This is a genomic window from Pantoea sp. C1E2, assembly GCF_056491465.1.
Window position 1 is genome coordinate 1810848 of the sequence record NZ_JBSZHT010000002.1, and the last position, 24123, is coordinate 1834970.

Here is a 24123-nt window from a genome sequence, read left to right on the forward strand (position 1 = left end):
AGTGAAGCCCGAATATTAGCGAACAGTTGTACGCTGGGCAAATCAATCAGCTGTGGTTGAACCAGTTGAGCCAACGGAATGGCCACGGACGATGACGAATTTCCTGTTGATTAAACTGTGCAATGCGCTCCTGGATGGTATTAAGCAGCGACTCGCCGTTCTCACTTTGCCACGCGATATTGGTCAATAACGGGAGTGCTTCATCAACACTCTCAACCGCCCAGATATGGAACTGCTCTTGCTGCACGGCATCTACCACGGCCTGGCTCAGGCTCAGATGCCGAATGTTGCTGGCCGGCAGAATCACACCTTGTTTACCTGTCAGTTCGCGTGACTGGCAAATATGGAAGAAGCCCTCGATTTTTTCATTCAAGCCGCCCACAGGTTGAACATTACCAAACTGGTCCACTGAACCGGTTACGGCAATCTGCTGATTGAGCGGCTGATTAGCCAGTGCGCTGATTAGTGCACACAACTCGGCCAGTGATGCGCTATCGCCATCGACTTCGGAATAGGATTGTTCAAACACCAACGAGGCTGAGAAGGGCAGTTGTTGTTCGAGTTCGAGTTCAGCAATCAGATAAGCCTGCATAATCATCATGCCTTTCGCATGAATATTGCCGCCCAGTTCCGCTTTACGCTCTACGTCAGTAAATTCGCCATCACCTGGATGGACGACACAGGTGATACGTGACGGCTCGCCCCATGGGCGCGGATGTCCAGGAAACTCCACGACAGACAGACCATTAATCTGTCCCACCACTTCACCCTCAGTTTCAATCATGATCTGATTGAGCAGAATTTCATCACGCATGCGGTCGGCGAGGTAGCTCTCACGCCACTCGCGTGCTTCCAGCGCTTCTTTTAACGCTTCGGCATTGATGGCGTCACCGTGCAGTGCGGTTTCCTGAAGTTGGCGGCGTAACCAGCGTGGACAGAGTGGCAAGGTGTCCTGATCACCCGTGAAACGAACGGCTTCAGTCATCAACAATGGCCAAAAATCGGCTTCAGGCTGGTCCAGACCGGCTTGCTCTGCTTGCGTGAGCGTCCACTGGCACCAGAAGGTCATATCCTCTTCATCGGTGATCTGCAGGTTCTCTTCGAACTCGCTGTACAGTGCCATTTCATGCACTTCGGCATCCAGTTCCTGGAAGCTGGCTAATGCATCACGATCGCCACAGAGCACCAGGCGCAGTTGCAGCGGCAGGGAAGGGATGGCCACGGGCAACGGCTGACGTTCGTCCTGCGAATACCAGTCAAAGCGACCTTGTTCGATGCATTTACGCAGACGCAGCCACAGCAGCGGTTGAGCCAGTAAGGTGTTAACGGCGAGGATCAGGGTGCCGCCATTGGCTTGATGAATCAGGCCAGGTTCAGGCTGGATACGATCCTTATACTGACGTACGCAACCAAACAGCTGTTCGGATTCAATCCAGTCAGCAAAGTGAACACCGCCCTGACTGGTGAATGGCCGATTAGCGTCGCTGGGCGGCATCAGGCTCACCGTGTCACCCATCACATGGTAATCACCACCATACAGGGCGATCTCTTCAGGCTGGAAGCGCTGTGCGGCTTCAGCGATGCAGGCGAGGTAATCGCTGTTTTCCTGACTGCGCAGTAGCAGCAGGGGAAAACCTAAGGTTTGATGATGCAAATGCGCCAGCGCATTCAGCAGACGCGGCTGAACCGCGGCAAGACTATCGCTATCTTCCAGTGAGACGCTCGAGAAAATGGATTGGTAGCGGGTGCTATCCGGCTGCAGGGCTTGCCACGTAATTTGAGTGCTGGTCAAAATATTCGCATTAGTCTTATTTAGGAAAAGCGCGATTATACAGGAATCGATTTGGTTAAGCACTGCGGAGTTCCAGCCCGAAATGTGATGACCGCAACATGTTTTTCCTTGCTGCATCCGGGAAAAAAGCTGTTATTCTTAGTTTGTTACGTGATCACGATGAGATTCCGATGAAATACCAGCAACTCGAAAATCTTGAAAGTGGATGGAAGTGGAAATACCTGGTGAAAAAGCATCGGGAGGGTGAATTGATCACCCGTCATCTTGAGCTCAGCGCCGCGCAGGTCGCGGTGGATTCCCTGCTGGCGATGGAAAACAGCCCAGTGGAGGTAGCGGAATGGATTGCACAGCACATTCATCCCGATCTCGAGAACCGTCTCAAGCAGACAATTCGTGCACGTCGTAAGCGCCACTTCAATGCGGAACATCAGCACACGCGCAAAAAGTCGATCGATTTGGAATATCTGGTGTGGCAGCGTCTGGCAGGATTAGCGCAGCGTCGCAGCAATACGCTGTCAGAAACCATTGTGCAGTTGATAGAAGATGCCGAGCGCAAAGAGAAGTATGCCAGCCAGATGTCGACGCTTAAGCAGGACCTGCAGGCGATTTTGGGTAAGGGCGGTTCAGAAAACGAATAGCGTTGCTGGCTACACTGTGATGCTGTTTTAACTCAGTTAAAAAGAGATAAAAAAAACCCCGCCGGAGCGGGGTTTTTTATTGCGTGATAACTTAAGCCTGTGGCTGAGTTACAACGTCTTTGATACCTTTCACGTCGATTTCAACGCGACGGTCTGGCGCCAGGCAGTCGATCAGGGCATTACGGCCTTTCACGCTGTCACAGGTGTTGCCAGTAACTGGGTTAGATTTGCCCATACCGCGTGCAGAGATCTTGTTAGAAGGGATACCTTTAGATACCAGGTAATCAACTACAGACTGAGCGCGTTTCTCAGACAGTTTCTGGTTGTACTGCTCTGAACCGATACGGTCAGTGAAGCCCAGTACGACAACAGAACCGTCTTTAGGATCCATTGAGCTCAGCTGGCTGTACAGCTGATCCAGAGCCTGCTGGCCTTCTGGTTTCAGAGTAGCTTTGTTGAAGGTGAACAGTACGTCAGACTTCAGGGTGAAACGCTTGGTTTCAACAACTGGCGCTGGAGCTGGTGCTGGAGCAACAACTGGTGCAGCTGCTTCATCCTGACCGAAACGGTAAGAAACGCCGACGCTCAGCATGCTGTTGTCTGGACGCGCACCAACGGTACCTGCGTCACCGATGTTGTTAACCCACTGGTAGTCCAGGCGAGTTGCCCAGTTTTTGGTCAGTGCGTATTCAACACCAACAGCAGCCAGCGGAGAAACGCCGGTGTCATGGTTGCTGATACGGTCGCCAGTGTTCAGGTTGGCCTGCTTAGAGTCTGCGCGCCATACCATGCCACCCAGACGGGTGTACACATCAAAGTCTTCAGTGATTGGGTAGCTCAGTTTAGCTGCCAGCTGAACGCCTTGTGCTTTGAATGCGCCGTTAACTTGGTCGCCTTTGTTAGGCATGCGGCCTAACCAGTCGTAGCCCAGCTCGAAGCCCAGGTATGGGTTAGCCTGGTAGCCCAGGAATGCACCAGCACCAAGCTGAGATTCGTGAGTTGGACCGTCGTTGTTCGCGTAACCGTTACCGTAGTAACCAGTATCGTGATACTGAGACCAGCCCAGTTTAGCACCGGTGTACCAGGTGTTATCTTTAGGAGCGGCCTGCGCTACGGTAGCGAAGCCAGCCAGTGCCACTGCAATTGCGATAGCTGTCTTTTTCATTTTTGCGCCTCGTTATCATCCAAATAGGCAATGAGCAAAAAGGTTGCTCTTTGTGTTAATCCTTCGCCGGGTCTAAACGCTCGCTTTTGACTCTACCGAAAAAACGGAGGTTATTGAGCACCCTGGCGAGATAAAGTCTACAACGAGATTGGAAAGTTACAAGTATGATGTGAGGCCAGTCAGCAAAAAAACAGGGATTTATACACACATTTTAACAAATCACATGGCAAAATCTTCGCTAGCGGATTGAGAAAAAGCGGCTAAACCATTGTCAAAGCTGGCGGGAAAAGAATCAGTGGCTTAGCAGCATCCTTAAGAAAAAAAAGCGTGAGAAAATTCCTGGTTTTACTTAATGAAACAAATCTAAGGGAATTTTTGGCGTATTTGGTTGTCTGGACAAGACGCGATCGTGACCTTGCGGACGCATAATCAGACCCAGCGCTTCACCTTCAGCCGCTGCCATTTCGAGTTCAAACCGCTCTTCATCATTCAATTCGTACGGAATCCAGGCCAAAACCACACTGTAATTCCCGGTGCGCAGAGCCTTCACCATACTTTCTACTGTACTAAGTCGTTCAGATTCGGTGATATGCATACTTTTCTCCAGCGGCAAACCTGACTGCTGCATCCAACTGCGATTCAGCTTGTGCGCCGGCGTTAACCACAGCTGCCAGCGTGACTGCTCGCTGAGTTGCTTTAACACAGGCAACAGCAGTAACTGCATCATGCCAGGCTGTTCGCTATAACGCAGTTCAGTAATTCCACCCAGAGAAGGCTGCGTCAAGCTTGAAGAAGCAAAACGTTGAGAACGATCAGCAAGGCCAGAGAAATGAGTACGCATTTTTTTAATCACTCAGTAATGAACTGTATGGATGTACAGTAAAGTCTTCCTGGATAAAGATCAACCTCAATTTCTGAAAACACCTCGCAAATTGTGCACAACGCAGGCAGCAAATGCTTTTATTCATTGAACAGCTAATGGGTTTTTTCTATCTTCTAACCAAATGAAAATCCAGGGTTTTAAGGAATATTCTCGAATGAGAATTCACGGAAAGGAGCTGTAATGAAAACCAACAATCCACTCGTTAAACAATCTAAAGCACAGTTGGCGCCGCTGGGAAAGATCGAATCCCGAACGCAATTTGGGGGCTATGCACTCACGGTAGAAAAGGTGATTTTTGCCTATATCAATGAAGATGCGCTCTACCTGCGAGCCAGTGAAGAGCTGCAGACTTATAACACTCAACGCGCGCTTGAGCCGCTGGTGTATCGCAAACGTGGCATGCCGGTACAGCTAAACTACTTCAAGGTGGATGCGAAGCTCTGGCAGGATCCTGACCAGTTATTGCGACTTTCAGCGAGTGCGCTGCATGCTGCTCAGCATGAATTAGCGAGCCGTATCGTGACCTTACGATTGAAGGATTTGCCAAATCTCAGCCTGCGCATGGAGATGATGTTGCATAAAGTGGGCATCAATTCAGTGAAAGTGCTGCATGAAATGGGATCGCGTCAGAGTTGGCTCAAATTGCGTGCGGTCAATAAGCATATTGGGCTGAAAACCTTAATGGCGCTGGAAGGGGCGATTTCCGGACATCATCAGGCTGCATTGCCTGCGGCGATCAGAGATGAACTGCGTGCGTGGTATGTCAAAACGCTCCACCAAAAAAACACGGTGGAGCCGAGTTAACTTAATGACTGGAGAGTGTGCGGCGCAGGCGGGCAATTTCCGGCAGCAGGGCAATCAGTAATCCCAACTGTTGCATCACCAGCGGCGCCTGCACGTCCGAACTGTTTTTGATACCACTTAACTGTTGCATCACCTGCTGCTGCATAGCTAATGCCTGCTGGTCGTCAACGCGCTCAATCTGCAGCACATCCTCAACAAAACAGACTGCATCATCTAATACGTTGAGCAATGCAGGGTCAGAGAGTCGTTCGCGATGTGCGCCCAGCGCCGAGATGTAGCTCAGGAAGGAGTGATTCAGGCACAGTAACCGGAACGCGTTTTCACGCAACGGTTGCTGAAGCTTGAGTTCACTACTCATGTTCGAGACCACAGATGCTAATTCAGCATCGGCATTATGAGCGTCACGGCGCGCCACGCGATACGTCAGACGGTTATCTTTGCCCTGATGATATTGCTCCAGGATGGCATCGAGATAACGACAGTTGGCATTCAGCGTGCGATCCGCCACGGCGCTAATCTTACGAAAACGCCAATCGGGCCAGACAAAGGCCACGGCCAGCCAGGCCAGTCCGCACCCTAACAGCGTGTCAACGATACGCGGCAGCGCCACCTCAAAGCCTTCGCCCAGCAGGTTAAAGCACAGCAGTACCAGTAAGGTGATAAACAGTGTGGCTTGCGCATACTGAATCTGGCGAAAGGCAAAAAACAGTACGCCGCTTAACACGATTAAAATCAGCTGCCCTTCGATAGAGGGCACCAACCACAGTACCGGTAAGCCGATGGCGATGCCGGCCAGTGTCCCACCGATACGTAAGGCGAGTCGGCGGCGTGTGGCGTTGTAGTTAGGCTGGCAGACAAACAGGCTGGTGAGCAAAATCCAGTAGCCGCGATGAAGACCGGTAATCTGAATGAAAGCGTATCCGACACAAAGCACCAGGGACATGCGCACAGCATGGCGGAACAATGCCGATCCGGGGCTCAGATGACGGCTCAGCCGTAACCGAATATCAGCCCATCCACTAAGCCCTTCACGAGAAAGATGGTTATCAGCGGAGGAAGGCGGCTCAGCCAGCGCTTGTTCAGACTCAATCGAGGCCAGTTGCGCATCAATCGCACGTAAATTACGTAGCAGCCAAAACAGCGCGCGGATGTGTGGATCCTGCAGATCATTCTGCTGTAATCGTTCCAGCGCCGTTTCCAGCCGCGTAAAGGTGCGTTCGAAACTGCTGTCATGATGCCACGGCTGCCGTAACAAGATGCTCTCAGCTAGCTTTCGACAGGCTTGCGCTTGCATATTCAACAGGCGCTGGAAGCGGAATAATACCTCGTTATAGCGCCAGTCATCGCGCAGCAGGTGATATTGCAGATGAGATGAACTGGCGCGCTCGTGTATATCCTGCGCGACAAAATAGTAGTGCAGGCTGCGGCGTGTGCTGCGTGAACCACGGTCGCCGCGTAAGCGACTTTGAATGGTAGTTTTCGTCTGATTGAGTTGCGCCACTAACTGGCTGTTCACCATCGCTGTGGCAATGGTACTGGCATCATCCTGTTCACCTGCATCTGGATCAAACAGATTCGCTTTGGCCTCCAGATAACTCGCCAGCTGAGAAAAACTGGCCGCCAGTTGCTCCTGCACCGGTCGCACCGGGAAGATCAAATGCCCGATAAAGGTCAGCAGGTTGTACCACAGCGCACCAATCAACAGCAGAGCAGGCTGCATCCACCACTGAGGAAACAGGCCAATACCCAACATGGTGTACACCGCAATCAGCAGAGCGCCAAACGCGATGGTGGCATAGCGCTGTCCCAGAGCGCCAAGCAGAATAAAGCCCCAGCTAGAGAGCGCCAAACCGATAGCAAAGGCCCATGGATAAGGGAACAGCAACTCAACCGATACCGAAGCGATGCAGAAACACACCAGCGTAATCATCAGATTGCGCAGGCGTCCAGTCCATCGATCATCCAGATCGGCCAGCGCGGCCGCGACCACGCCAAGCGTTAAAGGTATGGTCCATTCTATCTGCTGCAGCCACCAGGGAACGGCGGCGCAACCTGCCAGCGCGAAGAAGATGCGCAGTAAATAACGCAGGCTGCTATTGAACAGATAACGTCGCCATCCCGGCATCGCGTTCAGAAGCATCAAACGTCCGCCTTAGTAACGACGGCGCGCATTCGCTTCACGCGCGGCCTGAGCCTCTTCCACCGAAACCACACGACGACCCACTGGCCAGAGTGCAATTGCGGCAATTTTAAAGTTCGCGATTCCGACGGGAATGCCGATGATGGTCAGGCACTGGATAATCCCCGCAGAAATATGCATCAGACACAGCCACCAACCGAAAAATACCAGCCAGAAAATGTTGAGAAAGGTTCCGCCCGCATTGAGGACATGACTTTTGCTATCGGGGCGCAGTACATCGACGTGTACAGCTTCATTTCCAAATGGAAGCAGTGAAAGTTTGGTGATTTCCCAGCAGGATCGCGTCAAAGGTAGGGTAAAGATCAGCACAATGCTGACAAGCGTGGCAAATAGCCAGCTCAGGGTGGTGAACACGCCACCCAAAATGAAGTTAAGAATATTGAGTACGGTGCGCATAACACGATTTTCCTTTTGCAATCCGCAATATGTGTCGCCCAGTTTAGCGTGTTTTAAGGCTGGAGCGTCAAGAGTCTGACAGGTAAACTGCGCGATAATCGAATTCCACAAGACGGTGCAGACATGGAACTGAAAGCAACATCAATGGGCAAACGTCTGGCTCAGCATCCCTATAATCGGGTGCGTCTGCTGGCCGCTGGCGTGGAAGTCAGTGGCGATCGTCATGAATATCTTATCCCTTTCAACCAGTTAATCAGCATTGCCTGCAAGCGTGGCATGGTCTGGGGAGAACTGGAATTTCACTTGCCGGATGATAAAGTTGTGCGCCTGCACGGCACAGAATGGCAGGAGACGCAGCGTTTTTTCCACTATCTACAGCATGCCTGGCAGCAGTGGAGCCAGGAGATGAGCGAAGTCAGCGCACAAGTCCTGGTCGCGCTGGAGCAGGAGATCATCGCCTTCACGCAACAGGATCGCTGGTTAAAGCGCAGTGAACTTGCCACGGTGAAGGAGAGCATAACTCGCCAGTTTTCCGCCTTACCGTTGCCCCTCTTACGCATGAATGAGTTCGAAAATTGCCGTGCACGCTGGCAGTTTTGTCAGCAGTGGCTGGAGCAGGGTGAAACCGCTATTCGCCAGCGCAACCGTGAGTGGACGACGAAAGTCATCAAGGATTACCACGAATTCTTCTCCACCGTCGAAACCACGCCGCTCAACGCTTCCCAGTGTGAAGCGGTGGTCAACGGTGAAGATGCGTTGCTGGTACTGGCCGGTGCGGGGAGTGGTAAAACCTCGGTGCTGGTGGCACGCGCCGGTTGGCTGATAAAGCGCAAACTGGCGCAGCCGGAGCAAATCCTGCTACTGGCATTTGGTCGCCAGGCGGCCGAAGAGATGAACGATCGTATTCAACAACGCTTAGGTGAGAGTGCGATTCAGGCGCGCACGTTCCATGCCCTGGCGTTGCATATCATCCGCGAAGGCAGCAACAAGCAACCGGTAATCAGCAAGCTGGAGAGTGACAGCAAGGCGCGGCGGCAACTGCTGATCGACACCTGGCGCGAGCAGTGCAACAGCAAAAAAGCGCAGGCGAGCGGCTGGCGTCAGTGGCTGCAGGAGGAGCTGGAGTGGGATGTCGCTGAAGGCCCATTCTGGCAGGATGACAAGCTGGCGCAACGGCTGGCCTCGCGAATGGAGCGCTGGCTGGGGCTGATGCGTATGCACGGCGGTGCGCAGGCGGCGATGATTGCCGATGTACCTGAGGATTATCGCGATAACTTCAGCAAACGCGTCAAACTGATGGCGCCGCTTTTGAAAGCCTGGAAGAGCGCGTTGAAAGAGGAGGGCGCGGTCGATTTCTCCGGACTGATCCATCAGGCGATTGCCATTCTCGAAAAAGGACGCTTTATCAGCCCGTGGAAGCATATCCTGGTGGATGAATTCCAGGATATCTCGCCTCAGCGTGCCGCCTTGCTGACCGCATTGCGCCAGCAGAACAAGCGCACCAGCTTGTTTGCCGTGGGCGATGACTGGCAGGCCATCTATCGCTTCAGCGGTGCCGAGATGAGTCTGACCACCGCTTTCCATCACTATTTTGGTGATGGCGATCGCTGCGTGCTGGATACCACCTATCGCTTCAACGATCGTATCGGTGAAATTGCCAACCGCTTTGTGCAGCAAAATCCCCATCAATTGCACAAGCCACTCAACAGTCTGAGCAAAGGCAATAAGAAGTCGGTCACGCTACTGCCGCAGGAGCAGCTGGAGCCATTACTGGACAAACTAAGCGGTTATGCGAAACCGGAGGAGCGCGTGCTGTTGCTGGCACGCTATCACCATCTGCGTCCTGCCATCCTTGATAAAGCCAAAACGCGCTGGCCGAAATTAAAGCTCGATTTTATGACCATCCATGCCAGTAAAGGGCAGCAGGCTGATTTTGTCATTATGCTTGGGCTGCACCAGGGACGTGACGGCTTCCCCGCCGAGGCGCGAGAATCGATTATGGAAGAGGGGTTATTACCTCAGCCGGAAGATTTTCCTGATGCTGAAGAGCGGCGGTTGGCCTATGTCGCCATTACCCGCGCGCGTCAGCAGGTGTGGATGCTGTTTGATAAAGATCGGCCTTCCGTATTTGTCGAACACTTCCGCGAATTGGGCGTGCCGCAGAGCCGGAAGGCCTGAACATTAGGCTTTCAGGCGATCGGCAAGATAGCGTTGATAATCGGGGATTTGTATCTCAAACTGCTGGGCAAACATCGGTGCCTGAATAATGAAATCTGCGGTGGCGCGATTGGTCGCCACCGGGATATTCCACACGGTAGCCAGACGCAGCAGAGCTTTGACATCGGGATCGTGTGGCACCGCATTTAACGGATCCCAAAAGAAGAACAGTACATCTATTTTCCCTTCGGAAATCAAAGCGCCCACTTGCTGATCGCCACCCATCGGGCCGCTCAGCATGGCATTTACGTCTAAACCGGTGTGGCGATTGATCAGATTACCGGTGGTGCCGGTGGCATAAAGAACATGAGGTTGCAGCGCGCTCTGGTTGGCTTTGACCCACTCAAGCAGTGTCGCTTTGCAGTGATCGTGGGCGACGAGGGCAATATGTTTCTGAACTTCAAGGGTACGAACGGTCTGCTCCATAGGGCTTCCTGTTTCTTCTCATGGATTAATTTTAAGGCATGAGTTTACCCCTGACATTTCAACTCTATCAACTTGCGCGTAAGGTTTTCATCCAACTGATAAAACGCAGGCGCGTGGCGGCATCAAAACGCTGGAACCAGTGTTGCAGGTAAGGCAGATCGCCCGCATCCTGCCAGGCAAAATCGAGACTCATCTGTGCATCCGATGCACTAACTGATTGCAGCGCAAAGCGAGGAACCGATGCCGCCTGGGCAGTACGGTTATAATTCAGCATGGCTTTTTCCAGATCGCTATCGCTACCCTGCGGTAAGCGGTCACGCAGGCTGGCAATTTCGTTACCGTGCTCGTCAATCAGCTGGAAATTAAGCGCTTTATCGAACGTGCTACGTTCACGGCGATTAGCCAGCGCGGGCAAACGAATCGCGACTGATGTCGCGCTGGCATTGAACGTAACGATCATCGGCACCGACTGAAAATGCGTGGCATCCGCACCGGGCTTCTCGACGCGAAACAGGAATTGATGCTGTCCACGCTCCAGCTCAAGGCTGTCCGCGCCTTTCAGCAGCGAGCCTGAGATTTTGCGCCCATCAAGTACCAGCAGATCGATTTCAGGATCGAGCTTGAGGGTGATGGCATGGCAGGATGCCGATACGAGTAACACGAGTAAACTCGTAACAGCCAAAGACAGCTTCATTTCAACTCCCGGAGGATGGGGATTATGGGTGATGTGTAGCAAATTATTACATTATGGCAGTAAATTTACATTTTTACATATTTATTCGTGCTGAGGCGCAAGGTTTTCGCCAGAAGAACTTGCGTTACTCATGTGAAAGCCATCTACACTCAGGCGAGTGAATAAGGAGAAAATGCATGAATGATCAAACGATTCGAGATGTGTTGAGCCGAACCAAACGCATTGCGCTGGTCGGTGCCAGCGATCGCGCCGATCGCCCAAGCTACGGTGTGATGAAGTTTTTGCTCGATCAGGGTTACGAGGTGATTCCGGTGAGCCCGAAACTGGCGGGACAGCAGTTGCTGGGGCAGACCGCTTACGCCACGCTGGCTGAAATTCCTGGCAAAGTGGATATGGTGGATGTGTTTCGTAATGCTGAGGCAGCGTGGGGTGTGGCGCAGGAAGCGATAGCCATTGGTGCCGATACGCTTTGGCTGCAATTGGGCGTGATCAATGAGCAGGCGGCAGTGTTAGCGCGCGATGCCGGCATGACTGTGGTGATGGATCGTTGCCCGAAAATTGAAATTCCACGCCTGAGTATTGCGCCCCTGGCACAGTAAAACAGAAACGGCGACCGAGGTCGCTGTTAGCATTAATGGCGCAGGCTGGGTGCCTGCAGCTGCTGCCGGATGGAAGCGGCAAGTTCATCCATCGACGGTTGCTCAGGATGCTCATACGAGGTCTCACCGGCTAGCTGAATTTCAGCAACATAGGTGTGCACCTGTTCGCCTTCTTCATCTTCCATCACCACGTGATACCACGGAGCAGCGCGCAGCGTTTCGCTGGCGGCCACATCATCCTGCTCGGGTTCATCGAGAGAAAACTCCGGGTCGACATCCACGATAACGCCGAGCACCCCGGAGAGACGGTGACGGACCTGCTGTCCAATTCCAAATTTGCTGGTAATCATTGTGCCTCCCAAAACTGTGCCCTGTCTCTAATATGGAGGCAGGGTACAGATTTTCAAGTCACAGCACGCGGCAGGCAAATCCTTTCAGATAAAGCCCTTCAGGATAGCTGGCGATCACGGGATGATCGGCTGCCTGACGGAACTGCTCTACAAATTGTACATCACGACCTGCATCCAATGCGGCATCGGCGATAATTTTCTGGAACAGATCGGTGGCCATTAACCCTGAGCATGAGAATGTCAGCAGAATGCCGTTAGGGTTGAGCAACTGCATCGCCAACATATTAATATCTTTATATCCGCGGCAGGCGCCCATCAGCTGATTCTTGTTCTCAACAAATTTCGGCGGGTCCATCACAATCACGTCAAACTTTTCACCGCTGTCACGATAGCGACGCAGCAATTTGAATACGTCATCACGCACAAACTGTGCACGCGACAGGTCGAGGCCATTGAGCTCAACGTTCTGTTTCGCCACATCCAGCGCGTCCTGTGAAGTATCCACGCTGATCACTTCGCTACAGCCGCCCATCAAAGCCGACACGGCAAATCCACCGGTGTAAGAGAAGCAGTTCAGCACGCGAGCGTTTTCAGCATAGCGGCGCGTGGCAAAACGGCTGTCACGTTGATCAAGGTAGTAACCGGTTTTGTGGCCGCCCTGAATATCGACCAGCAATTTCATACCGTGTTCGGTAATTGGCAGTAACGGCGGCGGAAGCTCACCAGTGACTGGGCCTTGAGTCAGTTCCAGCCCTTCTTTTTTACGCACGGCAACATCAGAACGATCGTAAATAGCGCAAGTCGGGAAGCACTGCTGTAAGGCAGAAAGAATCGCTGGACGCTGATATTCAGCACCAGCAGACAGCAGTTGCAGCACCATAAAGTTGCCGAAACGGTCAATGGTCACGCCAGGCATGCCATCCGACTCACCGGCAATCAGGCGATAACTATCAAGGCCATCGCGTTGCGCCAGCCATTCGCGCCACTGCTGCGCTTTTTCAAAAGCGCGTACAAAGAAGGCGATGTCGATTGACTCATCCTGCTGCCAACTCCAGACGCGCGCGCGAATTTGTGACTGCGGAGAATAAGCGGCACGGGCCAGCCATTTACCATTGCTGTCGCAGACATCAATGGTTTCACCAGACTGGGCTTTACCTTCCATACGTGCAACGGCACCTGAGAACACCCACGGATGGCGGCGGAGCAGGGATTTTTCACGTCCCTTTGCGAGAATCAATCGAACGGTCATGTTTGCTATGCTTACCTGAAAAAATGAGGCGCCATTTTCCGGTGGATGGCGGCAAATTGCAACGCACAATGGGGAGATTGCCATGGCGAACACTTGCTACAAAATTTGGGTGCACGGTATGGTGCAAGGAGTAGGCTTTCGTTATTACACCCAATCACAGGCCAATCAATTAGGCGTTACCGGCTATGCACATAACCTGCGCGACGGGAGTGTTGAAGTGCTGGCCGCTGGCGATGAACAAAAGGTGGACGAGTTAATCGCCTGGCTGAAAGCCGGCGGGCCTACCAGTGCACGGGTTGATAAGGTGCTGGTGGAGCCTTATCAACCCACGCCAATTCCCACGCGATTTACGACTGGCTGATTACAGACACTTGGCGGGTTTTGGCAAACCAGCGATTTTAGTGGCTTGTTTTGCCGGACCTTCCGGGAACAGCCGGAACAGGTAACGGCTATTCCCCTTTTCCTCGCCATATTTCTGCGCCATGGCTTTCACCAGCATGCGCACTGCAGGGGAAGTATTGAACTCCTGATAAAAGGTGCGCACAAAGTGCACCACTTCCCAGTGAGCCTCAGTCATGGCAATGGCTTCATTCTCCGCGATCACCGCAGCGAGTGCTTCGCTCCAGTCCGCACTATTTTTTAAGTAGCCTTCCGCATCGGTGGCGATCTCTTTACCGGCAAAAATCACAGTCATTCCTCACAGCATTAATCGGCATATTGTAAGTTCGCCGGCTGTTAAAAAGCAAAAACCCCGCCGAAGCGGGGTTTTGAACGTTTACGTCTGCAGCTTAATCTTTGCTGGCGAAGCCTAACAGGCTCAGCAGGCTGACAAAGATGTTATACAGCGAAACATACAGGCTCACGGTAGCGCGGATGTAATTGGTTTCGCCGCCATGAATGATGTTGCTGGTTTCCCACAGAATCGCACCCGCAGAGAACAGGATAAACAGCGCACTGATCGCCAGATGCAGCGCTGGCAGTTGCAGGAAGATATTCGCTACCACTGCAACCAGCAACACCACGAAGCCAGCCATCATCATGCCGCCGAGGAACGACATGTCACGACGCGTGGTGAGGACGTATGCCGAACAGCAGAAGAACACCAGCGCCGTACCGCCCAGCGCCATGGCAATCACATCACCCATGCCTGCAGCAAGGAAGGAACTCAGGATTGGGCCAAGGCAATAACCGAGGAAACCGGTAAAGGCAAAGGCAGCCAGAATACCCGCCGGGCTGTTGGCCAGACGATGAGTCAGGAACATCAAGCCATAAAAACCTACCAGCATCAGGATTAATCCCGGAGACGGTAACGCGTAGACGGTGCTAAGTGTGGCGGTGAGGGCGGAGAACGCCAGCGTAATGCCTAATAAGAAGTAAGTATTGCGCAGCACTTTGTGGGTGCTGAGCAGAGATTGCTGCTGTGACGAGCTAATTATTCTATCCATCATGCGCTCCATTATAGAGAGAGAACACCAAATATGGCCTGAGGATACGCAACGGCTCCCAGACAGCAAAGTCGTTTTACCCATCTTTACGCGATAAATTGCTGTTTCACTGAGCAGAATGGTGATTTTGACAGCGAAAAAATGGATTTTGGCTGTTTTTCAGGCGAACGATTCAATCCACGCTTTACATCGTTCGGGGGGATGTTTATAGTGCGCCTCATTGCGGAGGGGTGGCCGAGTGGCTTAAGGCAACGGTCTTGAAAACCGTCGATGGGAAACCATCCGAGAGTTCGAATCTCTCCTCCTCCGCCATCACTCTTGCAGAGTGAAGTTACAAAAAGATTTCCGGAGGGATGGCCGAGTGGCTTAAGGCAACGGTCTTGAAAACCGTCGATGGGAAACCATCCCAGAGTTCGAATCTCTGTTCCTCCGCCATATTAAAGAAGCCCGCAGAAATGCGGGCTTTTTGCTTTTCTGCGTTCCGGAATTCCGAAAAACATCCCGTTGCTTTTCAATCTGCTGCTGTAACCCGACGGCACGCGCGTTTACTGCTATATTCCATTCACGGTTTTTGTAAACATCTGGCGATTTTCCGAGGCAAGCTGGGTTACACTGTGCGGTAATTCGCTCAATGGCGAGCTAATCGTTTGAATGCCAGAGTGTTTCACTGATGAATTATGGAATAGGCACAATGATCAAGAAACTGAGTCTTTGCGCGTTGTCAGTTATCGCTGCGCTCCCGATCGGTATGTCTGCTTACGCAGCAGATGGAGATATGCAGTTACAGCAAGTGCTGATGCTGAGCCGTCACAATTTGCGCGCACCGTTAGCCAACAACGGCAGCGTGCTGGAACAATCCACCAAGAAGAATTGGCCGCAGTGGGATGTGCCCGGCGGCGAGTTAACCACCAAAGGCGGCGTGCTGGAAGTCTACATGGGTAACTATACCCGTCAGTGGCTGGCACAGCAGGGGCTGGTGGAAAGCGGCACCTGTCCGGACAGCAGCAACATCTTTGTTTATGCCAACAGCCTGCAACGTACGGTGGCGACCGCGCAGTACTTCATTACTGGCGCCTTCCCTGGCTGTGATATTTCCGTGACGCATCAGGATGCGATGGGCACCATGGATCCTATCTTTAATCCGGTGATCACTGACGGCAGCGACGAATTCAATAAGAAAGCACTGGCAGCGATGACGGCTGCGAATGAGAAGCTGGCGTTGAAACCGGCTTTCCAGCAGTTAGAGAAGATTGTTGATTACAAATCTGCGCCAGCCTGTAACGGCAAAAAACAGTGTGATCTGAGCGGCGGTGATAACACCTTCAGCGCGGAAAATGGCAAAGAGCCTAATGTGAATGGACCGCTGAAAATCGGTAATTCACTGGTCGATGCCTTCACGCTGCAATATTACGAAGGTTTCCCGGCCGATCAGGTGGCCTGGGGCCAGATCAAAACCCCTGAGCAGTGGAAATCCCTCGCGGCGATTAAAAATGGTTATCAGGATGCGTTGTTCACTTCTCCTGATGTCGCGCGTGAAGTGGCCGCACCGCTGGTGGATTACATCCGCAGTCAGTTAGTGGACCAGGACAAAGCGAACGCACCGAAAGTCACGGTGATGGTGGGGCACGATTCGAATATCGCCTCACTGCTGAGCGCCTTGCAGGTTAAGCCATACGAGCTGCCGGGCAACGATGAGAAAACGCCAATCGGTGGCCAGGTGGTGTTTGAGCGCTGGCACGATGCTAAAAACAGCAAAGATCTGCTGAAAGTGGAATACGTTTATCAGACCGCGGAACAACTGCGCAATGCTGATATGCTGAGCCTGAAAAACCCGCCGAAGCGTGTCACGCTGCAACTGGCAGGCTGTGATGCCGATGCCAACGGTTATTGCAGTTGGGATCAGTTTGCTACCGCGTTGAATACTGCACTGCAGGGCACCCCGCTGCAGCCGGCTGCTCCAACCCCTGCAGCACAGCCAGCGGCACAACCTGCGCCTGCTGCCGCCAATGATGACGCTAAAGCGAAAGCGGATCAGGCCGCTGCAGATAAAGCGGCCGCAGATAAAGCTGCAGCGGACAAAGCAGCGACACAGAAAGCGGCTGATGCTAAAGCAGCTGAAGAGAAAGTGAAGGCGGATAAAGCGGCTGCACAAAAAGCAGCAGAGGATAAAGCGAAAGCTGAGAAAGCCACCGCCCAGAAAGCGGCGGACGACAAAGCGAAAGCCGATGCCGCCGCAGCGCAGAAAGCGCAGTCAGATGCTACGCCAGCCAAGCCGGAAGGCGAGGCGGCAAAAGCGGCTCCTGCCAGCAACTAACGTTGCAGCAATGAAAAAACCCCGTCGCGACGGGGTTTTTTATTTCCGTTAACCGGCGACGACCACCAGTTTTTGATTAGCGAACTCCTTCAGGCCAAGGTCGGACAACTCGCGTCCATAGCCTGAGCGTTTCACGCCACCAAAGGGTAACTCTGCGGCGGTATCGCTCTGAGAATTGATAAACACCATCCCGGTCTCGATCTGCGATGCCATGTTGCGTCCACGCAGGATATCGCGCGTCCACACTGAACCGCCCAGGCCATAGTGGGAATCATTGGCGAGCGCGACGGCAGTGCGATCGTCAGCCACCACATAAACCTGTGCCACCGGACCAAAGAACTCCTGGTAATAGGCAGGGTTTTGCGGCGTAAGGCCGGTGAGTATCGTCGGCTGATAATAACAACCTACGCCTTCAATGACTTTTCCGCCCAATTCAACACGCGCGCCATGCTTCACCGCATCATCAACCTGCTTCACCAATCGATCACGGGCTTCTTTAGAGGAAAGCGGACCGAGCGTGGTGCTCTCATCCAGTGGGTCGCCAGCTTTAGCAGATTGCAGGGCTGCACTAAACTTCGCCATAAAATCAGTGGCGATTTTTTCGTGCAGGATAAAGCGTTTCGCTGCGGTACACACCTGACCACAGTTGCTTAATCGCGCCTGCGCGCCCTGGCGCACGGCTTCGTCAATATCGGCATCGTCCAGCACCACGAATACATCATTCCCGCCTAACTCCAGCGTGGATTTTTTCAGATGCTTTCCTGCCTGCTCCGCCACAGCGCTACCGGCACGTTCAGACCCCGTCAGCGCGACACCCTGCACGCGCGGATCGGCAATCAGATCAGCGACTTGTTGATTGGAGATAAACAGATTAGTCCACGCGCCTTTTGGCGCACCCGCTTCTTCAACCAGCTTTTCGAACACATCCGCACAATGCGGCACGATGTTGGCATGTTTCGCCAGCACCGGATTTCCCAGCGCCAGATTAGGCGCTAATACGCGCATCAGTTGGTAGTAAGGGAAGTTCCAGGGCTCGACGGCGACCACCACCCCAATCGGATGATATTCCAGCCAGGCATCGCCTACCGTGCTCGGATAGGGTTGTGCCTGCAACAGGTGAGCGGCATGCTCGGCATAATACCGTGCGATCTGCGCGCAAATTTTCACTTCACCACGGCTTTGACCAATTAACTTGCCCATCTCACGACTGGCAATTTCAGCTAATTCGTCAACGCGCTGATCAATCAGATCGGCCAGTCGATGCAGCACCTGCAGACGTGGCTGCATATCCCCTTTGGACCACGCAGAGTGGTAGAGATCATCAGCCGCGCTGAGCGCCTGCTGCATAACGGTGTCATCGTGATTAGGCCAGGATTTTAGCAACTGATTATTGGCCGGGTTGATGCTTTGATAGGCTGACATAAGGGGCTCCTTGGCAGTAAAAAAGACAAAGGCGGGACATGCCCGCCTGCGTGTTAAACGTTTTTACGTTCGACCGTTTTATCGTCCCACGTCAGAACGTCCTGATCGGTCTTATCAAAGGCGCGGAGCAGCACATCGTCGCTACCTTGCTGACGCCAGATTTCTTCCGCGAGTCGTTCATCGTAATTTGCCACCTCAAAAATGGCTTCAGCAATTTCAGGTGAGGTGTGGCGCAGCGTGGCCCATTCGCCCACGTGGTGAGCTTTCGACTGTTCTGTGGCCATAAAGGTCTCCTGTTGTGGATTTATCCTTGCAGTTTTACCGCCAGTCCGGCGACGTATTGGCCCTGATAACGGGCAATTCTCAGTTCTTCTTCAGATGGCTGGCGTGAGCCATCACCCCCAGCAATAGTAGTGGCCCCATAAGGCGTGCCACCGCGTACCTGAGAAATATCGAAAAGTTCTTTGGTGCCATAACCGATGGGCACGATAACCATGCCGTGATGGGCGAGAGTGGTCCAAACAGAAGTAATGGTTTGTTCCTGACCGCCACCGGTGCCGGTAGAGGCGAATACACTGGCGAGTTTGCCGTACAGCGCACCTGAGGCCCATAATCCGCCGGTGCGATCCCAGAAATTGCGCATCTGACCGGCCATATTGCCAAAGCGGGTTGGCGTACCCACGACGATGGCATCGTACTGGGTTAAATCTTCAGGTTTTGCTTCAGCCGCCGCCTGGTTCACCTTACCGCCCACCTGTGCAAATCTCTCCGCATCCATGCTCTCCGGTACACGAAGAATGGTGACTTCCGCACCGTTCACACTCTTTGCGCCTTCAGCCACGGCTTGCGCCATGGTTTCGATATGTCCATACATTGAGTAATAAAGCACCAAAACTTTTGCCATGGTTTTCTATCCTGCTGAGGGTGATGAGTATTCAGAAGTATAGAAGAGACTGTGTAAGGTGCTGGAGGAGGAGGTAGATGGGTCCGTGTCGCGCTGCGCTTTTTACCGGGCTAACCGCTTGTAAGCTGGATATTAATCTGGTTTTTGAATAAAAAATAAGTGAATTATATGTTTCAAAGTATGTATATCAGCTGAATATCGGACTGTGTTGACTAATATTTCCTCAGGGCGCGCGAATACTTCGCCCCTTACTTTTCACCACATTGGATGAAAAGGCCTAACCACAGATGCTCAATCCCTGGAGGAAATGATGGCACAACATCGTGGAGGATCAGGTAATTTCGCGGAAGACCGCGAGAGAGCCGCGGAAGCCGGTCGCAAAGGCGGCAAAAATAGCGGCGGTAATTTCAGGAACGACCCGCAGCGCGCTTCCGAAGCAGGTGAAAAAGGGGGACGCAGTCGCAGCAAGAAGTAGTGTGATTGTGTTTATTTCCCCCTCCGCCGGGTTCTCCCGGCGGTAACAAAGATTGCAATTCCCCTCATGACCAGGCAAAAATGACCACCAATCGACTATTTTGGTGCGTTATGTCCGCTACAAACTCCCGTCTCAGCCTGCGTATTACGCGCCAGGAACTCGTTCTCATTTTTATCACCATGGTTTGGGGTGGCACCTTTTTAGTGGTGCACCGCGCGATGGCGCATTCCGGGCCGTTCTTCTTTGTGGGACTGCGTTTTGCCACCGCATCGCTGCTGCTGGCCTTTTTCTTCCGCCGTTATCTGAGAAACATGACATGGCTTGAAGTGAAAGCTGGTGCGCTGATTGGCCTGTCGATTGCGGTTGGCTACGGCTTACAAACCTGGGGGATGCAAACCATCTCCAGCAGCCAGTCGGCGTTTCTGACCGCGCTGTATGTGCCGGTGGTGCCATTGCTGCAATGGTTATTTCTGCGACGCCCGCCTGGACTGATGGCATGGATAGGCATCATGCTGGCGTTTACCGGTCTGGTGCTGGTGGCGGGGCCACAGGACGGCAGCCTGACGTTAAACGCGGGCGAGATTGCGACGTTACTCAGTACGCTGGCGATCGCAGCTGAAATCATTCTGATCAGTCGCTTTGCCGGTCAGGTTGATGTGCGCCGCGTGACGCTGATTCAGCTGATGGTGGCATCGGCCTGCGCCTTCGTCTTAATGATCCCTAACGGCGAGTCGGTCCCAATGATGTCGACGCCATTGCTATTGAGTGCGTTGGGACTGGGCGCGGCCAGTGCATTGATTCAGGTGACAATGAACTGGGCACAGCGCAGCGTATCACCGACGCGGGCTACGGTGATTTACGCCGGTGAGCCTGTCTGGGCAGGGGTGGTGGGGCGGATTGCGGGTGAACGTTTGCCGGCCGCCGCGCTGTTGGGCGGCGTGCTGATCGTCTGTGGGGTGATCGTCAGCGAATTACGATTTCGCCGTAAAAAAACGGTGCCTGAGCAGGCACCGCTGGAGCCTTAAGGATGCTGCCGTGCCGCCTGGTTCGCCAGTGCGGCACCGCGACGTTTGAGGATCGCGTTAAGAATGATGGCACCGAAGGTCGCGGTGCCAATGCCTCCGATAGTAAAGCTGCCGATCTTTAAAGCGAAATCGCCAGCCCCCAGCACTAACGTGGTGGCTACCATAATCAAATTGCCGTTCTGACTAAAATCAACGTTGTTCTGCACCCAGATCCGCGCACCTGCTACGGCAATCAAGCCGAAAACCACAATCGACGCGCCGCCAATCACCGGGCCGGGGATGGTATGGATCAGCGCACCAAATTTCGGTGAGAAGCCGAGTATTAAGGCAATCACTGCGGCCGCGACAAACGCCAGCGTAGAATAGACTTTGGTCACCGCCATGACGCCGATGTTCTCAGCGTACGTTGTTACGCCGCTGCCGCCCATCGAACCTGACAACATGGTGGCGAGACCATCCCCGACAAACGCACGCCCCATCCAGGGATCAAGATTGCGGCCCGTCATACCCGCAACGGCTTTAATATGCCCGAGGTTTTCGGCCACCAAAATGATGGCGACCGGCGCAATCATCACTATCGCCTGCATATCAAAAATCGGTGCGGTGGTGTGCGGTAAACCAAACCAGGGTGCATTGGCAACACCACTGAAATCCACCGATTTTCCCAGGCCAAACACGTTGGTAAGTAGGGCGTAAATCGCCCAGGCGACAATCAGGCCAACCAGAATCAGTAAGCGCTGAATCAGGCCACTTGTGAATACCGCGACCACCCCAATGCATAACACCGTCATCACTGCCATCCAACTGTCGAACATCGATGCGGAAACACCGTGAACGGCGATCGGCGCCAGATTAAGGCCAATCGCCATCACCACCGCGCCGGTGACGACGGGTGGCATCAGGCGTTCAATCCAGCCTGTGCCGACTTTCATTACGATCAAGCCAATCAGCGTATAGAGTGCGCCGCAAGCAATGACCCCGCCCAGTGCGAGAGCCAGATTGGGGTTCAATCCCTGGCCGTTGAATCCGGTCACCGCGATAATGACCCCGACAAAAGCGGCACTGGATCCGAGATAACTCGGCACACGGCCGCCAGTGACAACAAAGAACAGCAGCGTGCCGATGCCGGAAACCAGAATCGCCAGGTTGGGATCCAGTCCCATCAGCAACGGCATCAACACCGTCGCGCCAAACATTGCTACAGCATGCTGCAGGCCCATGACAAACGTCTGCCCGAACGGCAGGGTTTCATCCGGTGCAATCAGCCCATCTTCGGTCATGGCTGACTTTTTCTGCCAGCGGGGGAACCAGGAACTCGCCATCGTCTTCTCCAGGGTAGCGGTGGAACCGGGCCGCGCAGGGCGGCGTTAGCGGGCGTCCTGCCGTAAAAGGTGATGATATCCACGGTCAAACCACGCCAGACCATGCGAATCATCGTTACGCACCAGCGCCAGCGCTTCACAAATCAAAATGTCATGGGTGCCAACACTGACCACCTGGCTGATTTTGCAATCAAACGACACGGTGGCGCCGTCAAGCAGCGGTGAGCCGCTGGCCAGCGTATGCCACTCAGCAGCGGCAAAGCGCTGTTCCATCGGCGTCTTCCCGCCAAACAACGTAGAAAGATCTTCATGACCGGCTGCCAGGGTGTTGACGCACAGATAGCCATTGTCCCTAAAGGTCGGCCAGACCGAGGCCGAACGATTCAGACACACCAGCAAAGTGGGCGGCGTATCCGTCACACTGCAGACGGCTGATGCGGTGAATCCGGCGCGACCGGCAGGGCCGTCGGTGGTGATGATATTGACCGCCGCGCCCAATCGCGCCATGGCATGGCGAAAAGCATCGCGGTCAACATTTGGCAGCACTGGCAGTTCTTGCACACTCATGGTTTACCTCCTCTGTTCAACTCGCCACGCGCTGCGCAGGTGCAGCCGTTTCGGCCAGCCATTCCAGCAGCAGTGCGTTAAAGTTATCGGCATCGGTCACACTCATCGCATGGCCGCCCCACGGCATCTCAATCAGACTGCCATTCGGCAGCGCCTGGGCCAGCTGCGGAGAGCAGCTCCACGGCACCAGCAGGTCGTCCTGGCTGCAGATGGCTAACACTGGTTGCTGAATCCGCGCCGCATGCGGGCGGAAATCACTGTTCATCAATGCATGTAAGCGGCGCAGCAGATTTTCCATGCCCTGAAAATGGGTCACGTGATGGGCATCTTCAGCGGTGATGCGCGCCTGATGCCGAGCCAGCCACTCGGCCGGATAGAGGAACAGCGGCTGCGCGCGCACAAAGGCCTCTACGCCCACGTTGAGCAGTAAATCCTGCCGCACCTGGAAGCAGCGCTGCGTATGCGGGTCCAGAGACAGCCAGCCATTAATCACCACGACGCGGCCGACACGGTCGGGATAGTCCAGCGCCAGCTGCAGGCCGATTAGGCCACCCAGCGCGTGGCCAACAATGTCGTAATGATGAATGCCATGTTGTGCCAGTAACTCAGCCAGTTCAGCGGCCATCATCGCCATGCTGTAGCCTTCTGGCAGCGTATCGGCACTGCGACCGGTGCCGCGTTGGTCGTAAGTCACTACGCGATAATGAGGTGTAAGTGCCGCTAACTGGGGTTGCCAGAAGCCCGCTACGCCACCAAGACCGGACGACAGCACCAGCGTTGGCGCGTCGTTAGCGGTTAAACCATGAATCTCAAGGTGCATTACGCCTCCTGCGGCCCGATGTGGGCGACGCTGGCAATTTCAATCAGCGCGTCTGGTTTAACCAATCCGCACTGGATGCAGAAGCGTGCGGGTTTGTCGCCAGGAAAATACTCGGCGTAAACCTGGTTAATCGCGGCGTAGTTGCTCCAGTCGGTGAGGAAAATTGAGTTGAAAGTGACGTCGCTCATGCTGCCACCGGCGGTCTCGATCACCTTTTTGATAGTTTCCAGCACGTGACGGGTTTGAGCCGCCGCATCGCCAACGTGGACCACATTGTTACTGGCATCGAACGGTAGCGTGCCTGACACGTAAACCACGCCGTCAGCCAGCGTTCCCGGCACAAACGGCGCAATTGGGGTGCCGCTTCCGGCAGGAATAATCACACTTTTAGGCATCGTCGCAGTTCCTTATCGTTA

General features: G+C 53.7%; 26 protein-coding genes and 2 tRNA genes. 10 read left to right on the top strand and 18 right to left on the bottom strand.

Annotated elements, in window-relative coordinates:
• Positions 1–46: 46 nt before the first annotated feature.
• Positions 47–1909, bottom strand: a complete 1863-nt coding sequence (locus ACXI0A_RS08680; protein ID WP_476149340.1) for an AAA family ATPase — start codon at positions 1907–1909, stop codon at positions 47–49.
• A 53-nt stretch (positions 1910–1962) separates the two neighbouring features.
• On the opposite strand from ACXI0A_RS08680, the gene matP reads away from it, so the two are divergent.
• The gene (gene matP / locus ACXI0A_RS08685) at positions 1963–2430 is read left to right on the top strand and encodes a macrodomain Ter protein MatP (protein WP_143808500.1); all 468 of its coding nucleotides are present in this window, start codon (positions 1963–1965) and stop codon (positions 2428–2430) included.
• A 91-nt stretch (positions 2431–2521) separates the two neighbouring features.
• Here matP and ompA read toward each other — a convergent pair whose 3' ends face one another.
• Together ompA and sulA are read right to left on the bottom strand one after the other, a co-directional pair.
• Positions 2522–3595, bottom strand: coding sequence for a porin OmpA (gene ompA / locus ACXI0A_RS08690; protein WP_476149338.1), 1074 nt, complete (start codon positions 3593–3595; stop codon positions 2522–2524).
• 349 nt (positions 3596–3944) lie between these two features.
• Complete coding sequence (sulA, locus tag ACXI0A_RS08695) at positions 3945–4436, bottom strand: SOS-induced cell division inhibitor SulA (protein ID WP_224929448.1); 492 nt, start codon at positions 4434–4436, stop codon at positions 3945–3947.
• A gap of 222 nt (positions 4437–4658) precedes the next feature.
• Here sulA and ACXI0A_RS08700 point away from each other — a divergent pair, with 222 nt between their 5' ends.
• Positions 4659–5282 carry a TfoX/Sxy family protein gene (locus ACXI0A_RS08700; protein WP_476149335.1) on the top strand — a complete coding sequence of 208 codons (624 nt, stop codon included), beginning with the start codon at positions 4659–4661 and terminating at the stop codon, positions 5280–5282.
• Between the two features lies 1 nt (position 5283).
• Here ACXI0A_RS08700 and yccS read toward each other — a convergent pair whose 3' ends face one another.
• Both yccS and ACXI0A_RS08710 read right to left on the bottom strand, forming a co-directional pair.
• Complete coding sequence (yccS, locus tag ACXI0A_RS08705) at positions 5284–7422, bottom strand: YccS family putative transporter (protein WP_476151109.1); 2139 nt, start codon at positions 7420–7422, stop codon at positions 5284–5286.
• Between the two features lie 12 nt (positions 7423–7434).
• Positions 7435–7878 carry a YccF domain-containing protein gene (locus ACXI0A_RS08710; protein ID WP_476149333.1) on the bottom strand — a complete coding sequence of 148 codons (444 nt, stop codon included), beginning with the start codon at positions 7876–7878 and terminating at the stop codon, positions 7435–7437.
• 123 nt (positions 7879–8001) lie between these two features.
• On the opposite strand from ACXI0A_RS08710, the gene helD reads away from it, so the two are divergent.
• Positions 8002–10056, top strand: a complete 2055-nt coding sequence (gene helD, locus ACXI0A_RS08715; RefSeq protein ID WP_476149331.1) for a DNA helicase IV — start codon at positions 8002–8004, stop codon at positions 10054–10056.
• Positions 10057–10059: 3 nt separating this feature from the next.
• Here helD and ACXI0A_RS08720 read toward each other — a convergent pair whose 3' ends face one another.
• Positions 10060–10521, bottom strand: coding sequence for a methylglyoxal synthase (locus ACXI0A_RS08720; protein ID WP_200570932.1), 462 nt, complete (start codon positions 10519–10521; stop codon positions 10060–10062).
• Positions 10522–10588: 67 nt separating this feature from the next.
• Positions 10589–11215 (bottom strand): DUF2057 family protein, encoded by a 627-nt coding sequence (locus ACXI0A_RS08725; RefSeq protein WP_476149329.1) that lies wholly within the window; start codon positions 11213–11215, stop codon positions 10589–10591.
• 176 nt (positions 11216–11391) lie between these two features.
• Between ACXI0A_RS08725 and ACXI0A_RS08730 the strand changes: the two genes are divergently transcribed.
• A complete protein-coding gene (locus ACXI0A_RS08730; RefSeq protein WP_224929429.1) occupies positions 11392–11814 on the top strand; it encodes a CoA-binding protein in 423 nt (140 codons plus the stop codon).
• A gap of 32 nt (positions 11815–11846) precedes the next feature.
• On the opposite strand, the gene hspQ is transcribed toward ACXI0A_RS08730, so the two are convergent.
• Positions 11847–12164: a heat shock protein HspQ gene (gene hspQ / locus ACXI0A_RS08735; RefSeq protein ID WP_034820407.1), complete on the bottom strand. Its 318-nt coding sequence runs from the start codon at positions 12162–12164 to the stop codon at positions 11847–11849.
• A 58-nt stretch (positions 12165–12222) separates the two neighbouring features.
• Positions 12223–13413: a 23S rRNA (cytosine(1962)-C(5))-methyltransferase RlmI gene (gene rlmI / locus ACXI0A_RS08740; protein WP_224929426.1), complete on the bottom strand. Its 1191-nt coding sequence runs from the start codon at positions 13411–13413 to the stop codon at positions 12223–12225.
• A gap of 82 nt (positions 13414–13495) precedes the next feature.
• On the opposite strand from rlmI, the gene yccX reads away from it, so the two are divergent.
• Positions 13496–13774 carry an acylphosphatase gene (gene yccX / locus ACXI0A_RS08745; RefSeq protein ID WP_476149327.1) on the top strand — a complete coding sequence of 93 codons (279 nt, stop codon included), beginning with the start codon at positions 13496–13498 and terminating at the stop codon, positions 13772–13774.
• Here the strand turns inward: yccX and tusE are convergent, their stop codons facing one another.
• Positions 13775–14101 (bottom strand): sulfurtransferase TusE, encoded by a 327-nt coding sequence (tusE, locus tag ACXI0A_RS08750; protein WP_084934770.1) that lies wholly within the window; start codon positions 14099–14101, stop codon positions 13775–13777.
• A 100-nt stretch (positions 14102–14201) separates the two neighbouring features.
• Positions 14202–14858: an FtsH protease modulator YccA gene (yccA, locus tag ACXI0A_RS08755; RefSeq protein WP_476151106.1), complete on the bottom strand. Its 657-nt coding sequence runs from the start codon at positions 14856–14858 to the stop codon at positions 14202–14204.
• Between the two features lie 224 nt (positions 14859–15082).
• Between yccA and ACXI0A_RS08760 the strand changes: the two genes are divergently transcribed.
• From ACXI0A_RS08760 to agp, 3 genes are all read left to right on the top strand, one after another.
• Positions 15083–15170: transfer RNA gene (locus tag ACXI0A_RS08760), tRNA-Ser, on the top strand.
• A gap of 35 nt (positions 15171–15205) precedes the next feature.
• A tRNA-Ser gene (locus tag ACXI0A_RS08765) sits at positions 15206–15293 on the top strand.
• Between the two features lie 256 nt (positions 15294–15549).
• Positions 15550–17172, top strand: a complete 1623-nt coding sequence (gene agp / locus ACXI0A_RS08770) for a bifunctional glucose-1-phosphatase/inositol phosphatase (RefSeq protein WP_476149326.1) — start codon at positions 15550–15552, stop codon at positions 17170–17172.
• A 48-nt stretch (positions 17173–17220) separates the two neighbouring features.
• Here agp and ACXI0A_RS08775 read toward each other — a convergent pair whose 3' ends face one another.
• The 3 genes from ACXI0A_RS08775 to wrbA are packed head-to-tail and all read right to left on the bottom strand — an operon-like array spanning position 17221 to position 19498.
• Positions 17221–18594, bottom strand: a complete 1374-nt coding sequence (locus ACXI0A_RS08775; RefSeq protein ID WP_476149324.1) for an aldehyde dehydrogenase family protein — start codon at positions 18592–18594, stop codon at positions 17221–17223.
• 53 nt (positions 18595–18647) lie between these two features.
• On the bottom strand, positions 18648–18878 hold the full coding sequence (locus tag ACXI0A_RS08780; protein ID WP_038647733.1) for a YccJ family protein: 231 nt from the start codon (positions 18876–18878) through the stop codon (positions 18648–18650).
• Between the two features lie 20 nt (positions 18879–18898).
• Positions 18899–19498, bottom strand: a complete 600-nt coding sequence (gene wrbA / locus ACXI0A_RS08785; RefSeq protein ID WP_476149321.1) for an NAD(P)H:quinone oxidoreductase — start codon at positions 19496–19498, stop codon at positions 18899–18901.
• 310 nt (positions 19499–19808) lie between these two features.
• On the opposite strand from wrbA, the gene ACXI0A_RS08790 reads away from it, so the two are divergent.
• Positions 19809–19973 carry a con-10 family general stress protein gene (locus tag ACXI0A_RS08790; RefSeq protein WP_071845623.1) on the top strand — a complete coding sequence of 55 codons (165 nt, stop codon included), beginning with the start codon at positions 19809–19811 and terminating at the stop codon, positions 19971–19973.
• Between the two features lie 110 nt (positions 19974–20083).
• Positions 20084–20998: an EamA family transporter gene (locus ACXI0A_RS08795; RefSeq protein WP_476149319.1), complete on the top strand. Its 915-nt coding sequence runs from the start codon at positions 20084–20086 to the stop codon at positions 20996–20998.
• Here ACXI0A_RS08795 and rutG read toward each other — a convergent pair.
• From rutG to rutC, 4 genes are read right to left on the bottom strand one after another with little or no spacing between them, the layout of a single operon-like run.
• The gene (gene rutG, locus ACXI0A_RS08800) at positions 20995–22320 is read right to left on the bottom strand and encodes a pyrimidine utilization transport protein G (RefSeq protein WP_476149317.1); all 1326 of its coding nucleotides are present in this window, start codon (positions 22318–22320) and stop codon (positions 20995–20997) included. The two genes, ACXI0A_RS08795 and rutG, sit on opposite strands and share 4 nt — an antisense overlap.
• A gap of 45 nt (positions 22321–22365) precedes the next feature.
• On the bottom strand, positions 22366–22887 hold the full coding sequence (gene rutF, locus ACXI0A_RS08805) for an NADH-dependent FMN reductase RutF (protein WP_476149315.1): 522 nt from the start codon (positions 22885–22887) through the stop codon (positions 22366–22368).
• Positions 22888–22903: 16 nt separating this feature from the next.
• The gene (gene rutD / locus ACXI0A_RS08810) at positions 22904–23707 is read right to left on the bottom strand and encodes a pyrimidine utilization protein D (RefSeq protein ID WP_476149313.1); all 804 of its coding nucleotides are present in this window, start codon (positions 23705–23707) and stop codon (positions 22904–22906) included.
• The gene (gene rutC, locus ACXI0A_RS08815; RefSeq protein ID WP_200570957.1) at positions 23707–24102 is read right to left on the bottom strand and encodes a pyrimidine utilization protein C; all 396 of its coding nucleotides are present in this window, start codon (positions 24100–24102) and stop codon (positions 23707–23709) included. Before rutC ends, rutD begins: the two co-directional genes overlap by 1 nt.
• Positions 24103–24123: the final 21 nt, after the last annotated feature.